Source organism: Streptosporangium sp. NPDC001681, from assembly GCF_040298085.1.
Lineage (GTDB): Bacteria > Actinomycetota > Actinomycetes > Streptosporangiales > Streptosporangiaceae > Streptosporangium.
The window spans coordinates 1-12,131 of sequence record NZ_JBEOZN010000091.1 but is presented as its reverse complement, the minus strand read 5'-3'; the positions used below and the strand labels follow the sequence as shown (position 1 = coordinate 12,131).

The following is a 12,131-nucleotide window of genomic DNA, read 5'->3' as shown; positions in this document are numbered from 1 at the left end:
CGTGGACGTCGACCTTCCCGCCCGGCTGGCCCGGCTGGCCCGCGAGCACCGCGTGCCGGGGGCGCAGCTGGCCGTGCACCACGCGGGTGAGACCGTCACCGCCGAGACCGGCGAGGAGACGTACGGGGCCGGCGAGCCGGTGACCCGACGGTCCGCCTTTCCGCTCGGCTCGCTCACCAAACCCTTCACCGCGACGCTGGTGATGACGTTGGCGGCCTGCGGCGACATCGATCTCGACGCCCCGCTGGCCGAGTACGTGCCCGAGGTGGGGGCCGGACGCGGCGGGCCGGGCCCGAGGATGACGGCGCGGCGGCTGCTCAGCCACACCAGCGGGCTGGCCTCGAACATCGACGAGGGCGGCGACCACTCCGGGGCCCGGCGGTGGGTGGCGCGCCACTGCCGCGAGTCCGGCACCGCGCACCCGCCGGGGACCGTCTTCTCCTACTCCAACATCGGCTACATCCTGGCGGGCCACCTCGTCGAGGTGATCACCGGGATGAGCTGGTGGGAGGCGATGGAGGCGGTCCTGCTGAAGCCGCTGGACATCGCGCCGGCGTTCGTCGTCGGGCCGCCGTCGGGGTTCCGGCCGGTGGTGGACGGCCACACGGTGCGGCAGCCGCGGGACCGGATGCTGCCGGTCACCTGGCAGACCCTGCCGAAGGTGGCGGCGCCGAGTGCCGGGCTCGCCCTCGGGGCCGCCGATCTGGTCACGTTCGCGCTGATGCACCTGGCCCACCCGGCGCTCCAGCCGGTGCTCGACCGCGACTCCGCCCGCGAGATGCGCCGCGACCAGCTCGCGGGGGTGACGGCCGGACCGTTCGGCATGGCCGACTCCTGGGGGCTCGGCTGGGCGATGTACCACGACGCCGGGCCCGACTGGTTCGGGCACGACGGCACCGGTGAGGGAACCTCCTGCCACCTGCGGTTCGAACCGGCGGGCGGGACCGTCGTCGCGCTGACCGCGAACGCCGCCACCGGACCGGCGCTCTGGGAGGACCTGCTGGCGGAACTCCGCCCGGCGGGACTGGCCGTGGGAGGCCGCGGCCTGTCGGCGCCGCCCGACCCGGCCCTGCGGACGTCGGGACCACCGGAATGCGCCGGCCGGTACGTCAACGGGGAGATGGAGCTCACGGTCGTCGCGGACGGTGCGGGCGGGCTCCGCCTGACGACGGGCGAGGCTGAGCGGTTCGAGCTGACCTGCTACGAGGGCCTGCGCTTCACGATGCGGGAAACGGCCGGTGGCCGTACCACCTACACCGGCCGTTTCCTGCGTGATCCGGAGACGGGAGGGATCGATCTCATCCAGGTCACCGGACGGCTGGCCCGGCGGGCGCGCGACGAGAACGACGCCCCCGGCGGGGAAGGCTGACGCCGCGATGAGCACCGCGCAGGCAGGTGCCGGTGACATGGCCGGTGACGTGGCCGGCGGGCCGATCCGCCTGTCCCGCAACCGCGACTACAACATCCTGTGGACCAGCCAGCTCTTCTCCGAGCTGGGCAGTGAGATCACCTTCGTCTCCTTCCCGCTGCTGATCCTGGCCATGTCGGGCTCGCCGCTGGAGATGGGCCTCGCGTCGTCGGTGCTCGCGGTGGCGCACATGGTGGCGAACGTGCCCGCCGGGGTGGTCGCCGACCGGTGGGACCGCAAGAAGGTCATGCTGCTGTGCCACGGTGCCCGTGCCCTGGCGATGGGCAGCGTGGTCGTGGCGCTGCTCCTGGGTACCTACGCCTTCCCGCACATCCTGCTGGCCGCCGCGGTCGAGGGCTTCTTCAGCTCGGTCTTCCAGCCGGCCGAGCACGCCGCGCTTCCCCAGGTGGTGCCCGAGTCGCAGCTGTCGCAGGCGGTCGCCCGCAATACCGCGCGCCCTTTCATCGCCACCCTGCTCGGTCCCGCGCTGGCGGGTTTCCTGTTCACCCTGCACCACACGGCACCCTTCGGCGCCGACGCGATCATGCTCGGCCTCTCCTTCGTCACGCTGCTCTTCCTGCGCCTGCCGCGGCGGGTGGCCCCCGCCGTGCTCCCGAGGGGAGGTTCGGCCGTGGGCGGCGTCGCCGAGGGGATCCGCTGGGTGGCGGGACACCGGGTCATCAGGACGACGCTGGTGTGGATGGTCTCCTCCAACCTCGTCTTCAGCGCGCTCGTCATCATCGTCCTGGCGATGACGGGGGAGGGGGTGAGCGCCGGCGAGGTGGGCCTGACGATGGCGTGCATCGGTGCGGGGGGCCTGCTGGGCGCACTGGCCGCGGCCCGCCTGCACGCCGCCCTCCCGCCGGCCCTGACCATTGTCGGCTTTCCGCTCGTCGCCGCGGTGATGACCGCGGCGATGGCGCTCGTCCCGAGCGGCATCCTCCTCGGGGTGCTTCTCGGCGGTGCCGCGTTCCTCGCGCCGGTCGCGAACACCACGGTCCTGACCTACCAGCTCACGGTCACCCCCGACCACCTGCGCGGCCGCCTGTCCGGCATCGCGGGGCTCTTCTCCGGCGGGGCCGCCGCCCTGGGGCCGATGGCCGGCGGCTTCCTCATGACGGCCGGTGACGGCCCGGCCGCCGTGCTGGTCTGCGCGGCCGGCCTGGCCCTTGTCGCGCTGGGTACGCTGCTCAGCCCGACACTGCGCCGGTTCCCCGTGCTGTCACCCACCGATCGGGGGTGAGCCGCGACATTGAAACTTTCATCCACTGTGGCGGGCGTTCGCACAGGTCAGCGCGTCCTGGTGTGAGGAGCCAGGGGCGCCTGCTGTATCCGGGGGTGGTCGGCCGCCTATGGTGGGAGCGCTCCCATGCATCCCCCCCGAAGGAGTCGATCCATGCCAAGAAGGTCAGTTCTGGCCACGCTCTGCGCGGCTCTGGTGATCGGGTCAGGTGCCGCGGTCACCGTCGCCTCCGGCGCGTCCGCGGCCGACTCCCCGTTCTACGTCGATCCGGAGACCGGCGCCGCCAAATGGGTCGCGGCCAACGCCGGAGACTACCGGGCGCCGGTCATCCGCGACCGGATCGCCGCCGTGCCGCAGGCCCGCTGGTACACCACCACCAACACCTCCACCATCCGCGGCCAGGTGTCGTCGTTCGTCGGGGCGGCGGCCGGCGCGGGCAAGATCCCGATCCTCGTCGTCTACAACATCCCCAACCGCGACTGCAGCGGCGCCAGCACCGGCGGGGCGCCCAACCACACCGCCTACCGGCAGTGGATCGACGAGCTGGCGGCCGGCCTCCAGGGACGCCCGGCGTCGATCATCCTGGAGCCAGACGTGCTCCCGATCATGACCAACTGCATGAGCTCCTCCCAGCAGCAGGAGACCAACGCCTCCATGGCGTACGCCGGCAAGAAGCTGAAGGCCGCCTCCTCCTCGGCCAAGGTCTACTACGACATCGGGCACTCGGGATGGCTGTCGGCCTCCGACGCCGCGGCCCGGCTGAACGCCGCGGACGTCGGAGGCAGCGCGGACGGCATCTCCGTCAACGTCTCCAACTACCGGTGGAGCTCCACCGAGGTCGCCTATGCCAAGAACGTCATCTCCGCCACCGGCGTCTCCCGGCTCCGCGCGGTGATCGACACCAGCCGCAACGGCAACGGCCCGCAGGGCAGCGAGTGGTGCGACCCGGGTGGCCGGGCGATCGGCACGCCGAGTACCAACGCCACCGGCGACTCGGCGATCGACGCGTTCCTCTGGATCAAGCTGCCGGGCGAGGCGGACGGCTGCATCGCCGGGGCCGGGCAGTTCGTGCCGCAGCGGGCCTACGACCTGGCCATGGCGGCTCCGCAGCCCACCGCGACCCCCACCCCGACCGTCACTCCCACTCCCACCCCGACCGGCGGCAAGGCCTGCACGGCCTCCTACAAGCTGGTCAGCTCCTGGCAGGGCGGTTTCCAGGCCGAGGTGACCGTGAAGAGCAGCGGAGCCCAGGCGATCACGGGCTGGACGGCGAGCTGGTCGTTCCCCGGTAACCAGAGCATCACCCAGCTCTGGAACGGACAGCACACCCAGAGCGGCGCCGGTGTCTCGGTGCGGAACGTGTCCCACAACGGCAACCTCTCCTCAGGCGCCTCGACGTCCTTCGGGTTCACCGGCAGCTGGTCCGGGACCAACGGCGCGCCCTCCTCGGTCAGCTGCACCGCCGCCTGACCCGGTGGTGCGGCCCTGAATCCGGTACGGCTCGCACGGTATGCCCCCCGTGCGAGCCGTACCGGATTCTCGCGTCTTCCCCGCGGTTCCGTGGCCGAAAGCGAGAACCGGGGTCCCGGGCCCGGCCCGCGCGCTAACCTGGGCTTTTGCCCGGCGGAGGGTTGCGGAGCGGACCGGCCGGCGCCGCCTCCATGGCCACGGCGGCCTTCGTCATGATCCGCCTCATGGTCTCGATCTCCTCGGGGCTGAGCCGGTCGATCAAAAAGGCGCGCACCACGGCCACATGCCCGGGGGCGGTCCGCTCCAGGCAGCGCCTGCCCTCCTCGGTGAGCACCGCGAGCACGCCCCGCTCATCGGAGGGGCAGGTCGCCCGCGTGACGAGTCCTCGCCTCTCCAGCTGCCCGATCTGGTAGGTGAGACCACTTTTGGAAGTGATCAGCCGGCGGGCGAGCTCGGTCATCCGCATCTGCTCGTCGGGGCGTTCGGAGAGTGTCACCAGGATCTCGTACTGGGTGTGGGTCAGACCCGAGTCGGCTTTCAGCTGATCCTCGACGCGGCGCTCCAGTAGATGCGTCGCGGACAGGTAGGCCACCCACATGGCCATCTCGCTCTCGCTGAGCCATCTCGTCTCGCTCACCAGAACATCCTACGGCTTGTTCAAATTTGAACTAACCACTATGGTTTGGTTCAAATTCGAATGACAAAGAGGAGTCATCATGCTTGACCGAGTGCGCCCCTACGCCCTGCTGCTGGCGCGGATCGGCATCGGCGCGGTCTTCCTGGTCCACGGGCTGCAGAAGTTCATGACGATGGGGCTGGCCCAGACCACGGCCTTTTTCGACTCGCTGGGCATCCCGCTGGCGAGCGTCGCGGCTCCGGCGGTCGCCGTCCTCGAAGTCGTCGGCGGCATCGCGCTCATCCTGGGCGCGGCCCTGCCGGTCTTCGGCACTCTCCTCGTGCTCAACATGCTCGGCGCGATCGTCTTCGCCCACGCCCCGGCCGGCTTCTCGGTGAGCGAGGGGGGCTACGAGTTCGTCCTCACCCTTGCCGCGGGCACCCTGGCCATCGCCTTCAGCGGTGGCGGTGCCCTCGCCGTCGACGGTCTCCGTCAGGGGCGCCGCCGGCCGGTCACGGTCTAGGCCCCGGCCGCCGGGCGGAACATCGCGCGCCACGAGGTCCGGACCGCCGACAATGGGCATAGCTGTTTCGACGGTGCCGAATGGCTGGGGGTCGATGTGCGGTGGCTGCGAAGAATCGGCAGTGATTTCAAGGCTCGGCAGCACATCGACGCGTACGCTCTCACGATCGTCGTCTTCGGTTTCGCGTTCCTGTCAATCGTCAGCGACGCGCTGGACGACGACCTCAGATGGGCGGTCCTGCTCTCGGGAGTGGGATTGCTGCTCTACCGGATCACCCTTCCCGCGGAACCCGCCGAATCTCCCGACGGGCTGTTGAACGACCGGTCGGTGTACGACAGCGCGCCGCTGTCGTCGCTGCTCGCCCACGCGCGTGACGTCCGGGTGTTCGCCCCCTCCGCGGTCAACCTGCTCTCCGCGCAGACCTGCGAGATCATGCGCAACACGGTGCTCGCGCGGGAGAGGGGACGCGTCAGGATCGTCATTCTCGACCCCCTGGAGAAGGGGGCGGTCCAGCAGACCGCGAAGCAACTGGACGACTCGATCGAGTTTCCCGTCCAGCGGCTTCCCGCCGCGCTGGAGAGCACCATGGAGCGCCTCCGCCTGATGAGCGGCTGGAAGACCGTGGGCGAGTTCGAGTACCGCCTCCTTTCCTACAGTCCGGGATTCAGCCTGGTGCTTCTCGACCCGGAGACCCCACGGGGCCGGGTCATCGTGGAGATTCACGGCTTTCACAATCCCTCGACCTCGTCGCGCATGCATCTGGAGCTGACCCGCGGCCGCGACGAGCGCTGGTACACCTACTGGGTGGAGCAGTTCAACCACATATGGGAGGCGGCGAGAACCGATGTCACGCCGTTTTCCGGAGGAAATCCTCAGCCTGCTTCCGAAGATGCGGTGGAAGCCCGGGAGTGACCGCGCCGAGCGCCCGCGAGGCGAAATCCTCGGCGGTCGCGTGCTGCCCCAGCAGGGCATGGACGCGTGCGGCCCGCAGCAGGACCGGCCCGCTGTCCGACCCGTCGGCGGTCGCGTCGAGGATCTCCTGCCCGGCGGCGTCGAACCGTCCGGCCAGGGCGAGGGCCAGCGCCCTGGCGGCGATCGTGGTGGGCCGCTGGTGCCGTCTCACGCGATCCAGGTCGCGCAGGGCCTCGCCGGGCCTTCCAAGATCGGCGAGGATCTCTCCACGCAGCGCCAGCGTCTCGACGGGGGGTTCGCTGGCGAGCGCCACGGCGCCGTTGAGCAGGGCGAGCGCGGCACGCGGCTGTCCCAGGTGCCACAGGGCCTCCCCGAGCGCCAGTTGTGCGGGCAGGTCGTTGGGAACCCAGGAGAGCGCGGCGCGCAACTGCTCCACCGCCCTGGCGTACTCGCCCTGGGCCAGCCAGAGCCGTCCCTCCGCGGTCAGCGCCGAGGCCACCCCGTTGAACCGCTGGAGCGTCGCGAACACGTCGGCCGCCTCCTCGAACCGGCGGCGCGCCCCCTGCACCTCGCCTCCCGCCGCCGCGACCTCCCCCAGCACGACCAGGGCCTCGGCCCGCACCCAGGTCTCACCGGGCCCCGAGGCGCGGACCGCCTCCTCCGCGAGGTCGCGGGCCGTCTCCCAGTTCCGCCTGGCCAGTGCCGCCCGCGCGTCACCGAGGTAGGTCGCCGGGTGCTGCGACTGGCGCACCGAGCCGATCAGGCGGTCGTGCTGTAGCTCGTACCAGCGGATCCCCAGCCGGTGCTCGCCCCGCAGCAGGTGACGGTCCTCCAGCGCCTCGGCGATGGCGTTCGGCATGCCCGCCGTCTCACGGAGGCCCTCGTAGACGGTGTTGCGCGTCCCGTGCTCGGTGACGAAGGTCCTGCGCAGCCAGGAACGGATCTCGCTCGAGGTGATCCCCGACTCGGCCGCGACCTGCGCCAGCATCCGCTCGCAGAAACCGGTCAGGAAGTGGTCGACGTTCACATGCAGGTTCACATGCTCGGCGGTGATCTCGTGCAGGCCCGGCGGCAGCGAGTCCCACAGAGCGGAGCAGACGACCTGCAACTGGACGGGCTCGACGGTGCTGAGCGTCACCGTGGTCGTCTGCCCCTCGTCGTTGAGGAAGGGGACGGTGCGCAGGTCGTCGACGAGTCGTTCGGCGGCCCCCGGGGCGAAGGACCGGCCGGTGTGCTCGAGGGGTCTCGTCGTGGAGTCGAGCGCCGCCGCGCGCGAGAGCGGCAGCAACTGGAACCGCGCCCGCGAGCCCCGGCCCAGCGGGCGCTCGTACGGCAGTACGGAGGCCAGATACTCCTCGCGCAGTGAGAGCAGCAGGTGGAGCCCGTCGTGCTCCTCGACAGCCCGCGCGAGCTGGCGCAGCAGCGCGTGGCGCTCCTCCTCCCGGTCGGGCGGACCGCCGAACAGTTCCTCCGCCTGGTCGACGGCGACCAGGGTGGGCACCGGGTCACCGTACCGGTCGACGCGTTCCGGGCGTCTGGCCAGGAAGTCCGAGACCGTCAGCCCGGCCAGCACGGACAGCGGCTCCTCCGGTGCCCAGGCCGACAGCAGCGCCAGTACGTACGGGTTGCCGGTGACCCTTGGGCGCAGCGAGGTGATCCCGCGGGGCGACACGCGGGCCACGGGCAGGACGTCGGCGCGTTCGGGCTCGATGCGCGGCAGGACACCCGCGTGCAGCAGGGACGTCTTGCCGACCCCCGAGGCGCCGAACAGCACGGTGAGACCGGTGGCCTGCCAGATGGTGGAGATGTCGCGGCCCTCGCGCTCCCGTCCGAAGAACAGCGCGTGCTCGTCGCGGTCATAGGGGCGTAGCCCCACGTACGGGTGGATGGTCTCGTCGTTCCGGTGAGTCGCGTCTGTCATGGTGTCCGTCCCATTCTCCGCAGGAGCTCCGCGCAGAACTCCGAGGCGGTCCCCAGGAAGATCGAGATGTTCCAGCCGTCGAGATAGTGGGCGATGTAGCGCCTGGCCTTGCTCTCCGCGTCGCTCGCCGATCCGTTGATCTCGGGCATCAGCTGCACGCTCACGTGCCGCCGCTTGTTGCTGCGCGGCGTACCGCGCATCAGGCCGTGGAACAGCACCCGAAACGTCCAGTCCTGCAGGCTGTAGCCGATGAAGAGCAGTGGCCGGGCGGTCATCGCCCGCAGGATCGGGGTCGGCAGCGGGTGCCTCCCGCCGGTCGCGACGACGTCCACCATGTTGACGAGGTAGGTCAGGTAGTCGGCCTCGGTCAGTACCAGTGACGCCGGTTCGGACCAGCTTCCGTGCAGATGGTAGACGAGGGGACAGTCCACCGTCGGCTCCGGCAGGACGGGCGCGGCGGCGGGATCGGCCTCCCACCAGGGGGAGACGGCGACGTGGGGCTCCTTGCCCTCGGCCCGCAGCGCCTCGGCCAGGAAGTCGTCGTAGTTCGTGGTGAGGAACGTCGTCACGGGGAAGCCGGCCAGCAGCCGGTGCGGCTCTTCCGGATCGCCGGGAGCGGGCCCGCCGTGGGAGCGGAGCAGCCTGCAGACCCCCTCCTTGAGGTCCACCGGATCCCGCACCACCGCCGCGCCGTACTGCATCACGCGGGCGAGATTTCCCGGATCGGAGAACGGGTAGCCGTAGTGAAGGGCGTACCGGTTACTCAGGGCGGCACCGGTGGGGAGCGTCCCGGCGCAGGCGCCCGCTCCGAGGAAAGGGGTGCAGTCACCCCTGTGGAGCTGGTCGATCAACCGTTGCCAGTCGACATCGTCCACGGTCCCACCATTGTTGTCGACAGAAAGTGCCAGTCTCGCACTCCAATGTCGCACATTGGTGGGTTATCACCAAGGTTTCTATATGGAGGAGTCGAATCCGGCCACCGGCCCCGCGTCCCCGTCGGCGGCTATTCGCCGGCGGACCAGGTCCAGGATGGAATCGCCGATTTTGTCCAGATCGGCCAAGTTCAGACCCGTCAGGTCGATCAGGCCTTTGCCGGAATCGATGTTAGCGGTGGCGGCTTCCTCGCTCATGCGGACTCCCTTGCGCCCACGGCGAGACGCCCGCGTCCCCGGATCTCCGAGCGTCCTCGCCTACGCCTTGATGATTACATCCTTTCGGTGTTCAGGCGAGTACTCGGGAAGATAATTTGGCGGGCGGGACTATATAGTTGACCGGAAAATAGGCATTTTAGGGTGTGACAGAGATCCGCTGTTGAGGTGCGGCAATGAGACTCTGACCCCTTCGCTTATGCGCTCGCGGAGGCCCGGAGCCATAAGCTGATTCCCAATCGGGCGAGTGGAGGCCGTCGCGTGCCCATTTCACAGTCTTCGGGGACTTCCCGCCTGCCGGGACGCCAGCCCCAGATCTGGGGCAGGGTCCCCCAGCAGAACAAGAACTTCACAGGTCGTGAAGGCCTCCTCGACAAGCTGCACACCGGCGTCACGTCCGAGGTCACCGCCGTGGTGCCGCACGCCCTTCACGGGTTCGGCGGTGTCGGCAAGACCCACGTCGCGATCGAGTACGCCTACCGCTTCCGGCACGAGTACGACCTGGTCTGGTGGATACCCGCGGACCAGCCGATGCTGGTGCGCTCCTCGCTGGCCGCGCTCGCCCCGCACCTGGGCGTGCCCTCCTCCGCCGCGATGGGGGTGGAGGACGCGTCCGCCGCCGTGCTGGACGCCCTGCGCCGCGGTGACCCGTACTCCCGGTGGCTGCTCATCTTCGACAACGCCGAGCAGCCGGAGGACATCAACGACATCATCCCGAGGGGCCCGGGGCACGTCCTGATCACCTCACGCAACTACGCCTGGCAGAGCGTGGTCGACACCGTGCCCGTCGACGTCTTCAGCCGGGCGGAGAGCATCGAGTTCCTCACCAGGCGGGTCCCCGGCTCGACCAGCCACGAGGACATGGACCGGCTGGCCGAGCAGCTCGGCGACCTCCCGCTCGCGCTGGAGCAGGCCGGAGCCCTGCAGACGGAGACCGGGATGTCCGTCGAGCAGTATCTCCGGCTGCTGGACGAGCAGACGGCCCAGCTGCTCGACGCCAACAAGGCGTCGGACTATCCGCTGTCCATGACGGCGGCGTGGTCGCTGTCGGTGTCACAGCTCAAGGCGAAGCTGCCCGAGGCCGTGGAACTCCTGCGCTGCTGCGCCTTCTTCGGCCCCGATCCCATCCCCCGTGACGTGTTCGGGGCACTTCCCGACGACCTCGCGGCCGGGTCGCGTCTTGGCCCGCTTCTCGACAATCCGATCCTGCTGAGCCGGGCCATCAGGGAGCTGGGCCGGTACGCCCTGGCGCGGATCGACTCGGAGAACCGGACCATCCAGGTCCACCGGCTGGTTCAGGCACTGCTCCGCGCCGAGCTGGGCTGGGAGGAGCATGTGTCCTTCCGCCACGAGGTGCACCTCATGCTCGCCGCGGCGGCGCCGGGCCTTCCGGACGACACCGTCCTGTGGCCGCGCTACGCCGAGCTGCTCAGCCACATGACACCCGCGATGGTGGAGGCCGGTGAGGATCCCCGCATCCGTCGCTTCGCCCTCGACGTCGTGCGCTACCTCTACTCGTCCGGGGGCTACCAGTCAGCCAGCGACCTGGTCAAGGGCTTCATCGCCAGATGGCGGGCCGACAGCGGGGACGAGGACCAGCACGTGCTCTCCGCGCAGCGGCATCTCGGCATCGTCCTTCGCGAGCTCGGCGACTACCGGGCCTCCTTCGAACTCAACCGCGAGACCCTGACGCGGATGAGGAGGGTTCTGGGACCCGACCACGTGGAGACCCTCCTGCTCACCAACAGTCATGGTGGAGACCTGCGGATGCGAGGTGACTTCACGGCGGCCCTGGCGCACGACAGGGAGTCGCTGGGGCGGCACCAGAGCGTGTTCGGCCCCCAGCATCACCGGACGCTGCGCGCCATGAACAACCTCGCCATCGACTATCTGCTGCTCGGCGACTACGAGAAGGCCTTCGAGCTGCAGGAGACCACCTACAGGCTGCACCGCCGTCCCGACTCGGGATCCAGCAAACAGAACATCCTCACCTCGGGCAACGGTCTCTCACGTATCGTGCGGCTCAGAGGTGACTATGCCGAAGCCTGCGACCTCGGCGAGGACGCGTACGAGTTCGGGGTGCAGGAACTCGGCCCGGACCATCCCTGGACCCTGCGCACGGCGAAGGATCTGTCCATCGCCAAACGGCGGGTGGGGCAGATCGACGAGGCGTTCGACCTCGCGCAGGCGACGTACGAGCGGGAGGAGCGCATCTTCGGGCGCGACCACCACGACACGCTCGCGGCGGCACTGTGCCTGGCCAACGCGCAACGCACCAGAGGTGAGATCACCGAGGCGCTGGAGCTGCTGCGGGATGTGACGGCTCGCTATCCCCGCATGTACGGCGACGAGCACCCCTTCACCTTCGGCTGTGACATGAACCTGGCGCTGCTGCTGCGGGTCAACGGGCAGATCGAGGAGGCGAGCCGGCTCGATCTGAGCTCCCTGGAGGGTTTCGACCGCACGCTCGGCCGTGAGCACCACTACTCCCTCACCTGTGCGATCAACCTCGCCAGCGACCTCGCGGCACAGGGGGATGCCCCCAGCGCCAGGCGGCTGGGGCAGGAGACGCTGGCCCAGCTGCGCGAGCTGCTGGGGGTGGACCACCCGCTCACTCTCGCCTGCGCGAACAACCTCGTCATCGACCTGCGGGCGGAGGGTGCCTTCGAGGAGGCCCAGGCGCTGGAGGCCGACACCTTCGAGCGCTACCAGCGGGTGCTGGGCAACGACCATCCGGACACCAGGGTCGCCATGCGCGGTGAACGGCTCGACTTCGACTTCGACCCGCCCGCCCTCTAGTAGTGCTTTGTTAGGTGGTTAGGGCGGCCTTTGCTGGCAGGTGGGGCATCGGCCTGTCCAGGTGGCCAGAAGGGCCTGGAGCTCTTTGAGG

The 12,131-nt window shown here is 69.9% G+C and carries 10 protein-coding genes; 6 read left to right on the top strand and 4 right to left on the bottom strand.

What is annotated here, in order from left to right:
* Position 1 precedes the first annotated feature (1 nt).
* The 3 genes from ABT130_RS32525 (at position 2) to ABT130_RS32515 (ending at position 4,121) form a co-directional block, all read left to right on the top strand.
* Positions 2 to 1,369: a serine hydrolase domain-containing protein gene (locus ABT130_RS32525; RefSeq protein WP_350961897.1), complete on the top strand. Its 1,368-nt coding sequence runs from the start codon at positions 2 to 4 to the stop codon at positions 1,367 to 1,369.
* A 7-nt stretch (positions 1,370 to 1,376) separates the two neighbouring features.
* A complete protein-coding gene (locus ABT130_RS32520) occupies positions 1,377 to 2,651 on the top strand; it encodes an MFS transporter (protein ID WP_350961894.1) in 1,275 nt (424 codons plus the stop codon).
* A gap of 153 nt (positions 2,652 to 2,804) precedes the next feature.
* Entirely contained in the window at positions 2,805 to 4,121 is a 1,317-nt protein-coding gene (locus ABT130_RS32515; protein WP_350961892.1) for a glycoside hydrolase family 6 protein, read from the top strand.
* 133 nt (positions 4,122 to 4,254) lie between these two features.
* On the opposite strand, the gene ABT130_RS32510 is transcribed toward ABT130_RS32515, so the two are convergent.
* Complete coding sequence (locus ABT130_RS32510; protein ID WP_350916861.1) at positions 4,255 to 4,758, bottom strand: MarR family winged helix-turn-helix transcriptional regulator; 504 nt, start codon at positions 4,756 to 4,758, stop codon at positions 4,255 to 4,257.
* A 79-nt stretch (positions 4,759 to 4,837) separates the two neighbouring features.
* On the opposite strand from ABT130_RS32510, the gene ABT130_RS32505 reads away from it, so the two are divergent.
* Both ABT130_RS32505 and ABT130_RS32500 read left to right on the top strand, forming a co-directional pair.
* The gene (locus ABT130_RS32505) at positions 4,838 to 5,260 is read left to right on the top strand and encodes a DoxX family protein (RefSeq protein ID WP_350961889.1); all 423 of its coding nucleotides are present in this window, start codon (positions 4,838 to 4,840) and stop codon (positions 5,258 to 5,260) included.
* A gap of 96 nt (positions 5,261 to 5,356) precedes the next feature.
* Positions 5,357 to 6,172, top strand: coding sequence for a hypothetical protein (locus tag ABT130_RS32500; protein WP_350961886.1), 816 nt, complete (start codon positions 5,357 to 5,359; stop codon positions 6,170 to 6,172).
* On the opposite strand, the gene ABT130_RS32495 is transcribed toward ABT130_RS32500, so the two are convergent.
* The 3 genes from ABT130_RS32495 to fxsA form a co-directional block, all read right to left on the bottom strand.
* Entirely contained in the window at positions 6,108 to 8,093 is a 1,986-nt protein-coding gene (locus ABT130_RS32495) for a tetratricopeptide repeat protein (RefSeq protein ID WP_350961884.1), read from the bottom strand. The two genes, ABT130_RS32500 and ABT130_RS32495, sit on opposite strands and share 65 nt — an antisense overlap.
* A complete protein-coding gene (locus ABT130_RS32490; protein WP_350916873.1) occupies positions 8,090 to 8,968 on the bottom strand; it encodes an SIR2 family NAD-dependent protein deacylase in 879 nt (292 codons plus the stop codon). Before ABT130_RS32490 ends, ABT130_RS32495 begins: the two co-directional genes overlap by 4 nt.
* Before the next feature lie 78 nt (positions 8,969 to 9,046).
* Positions 9,047 to 9,223: an FxSxx-COOH cyclophane-containing RiPP peptide gene (gene fxsA, locus ABT130_RS32485; RefSeq protein WP_350961881.1), complete on the bottom strand. Its 177-nt coding sequence runs from the start codon at positions 9,221 to 9,223 to the stop codon at positions 9,047 to 9,049.
* A 279-nt stretch (positions 9,224 to 9,502) separates the two neighbouring features.
* Between fxsA and fxsT the strand changes: the two genes are divergently transcribed.
* Complete coding sequence (gene fxsT / locus ABT130_RS32480; protein ID WP_350961878.1) at positions 9,503 to 12,040, top strand: FxSxx-COOH system tetratricopeptide repeat protein; 2,538 nt, start codon at positions 9,503 to 9,505, stop codon at positions 12,038 to 12,040.
* The last annotated feature ends 91 nt before the right edge of the window (positions 12,041 to 12,131 follow it).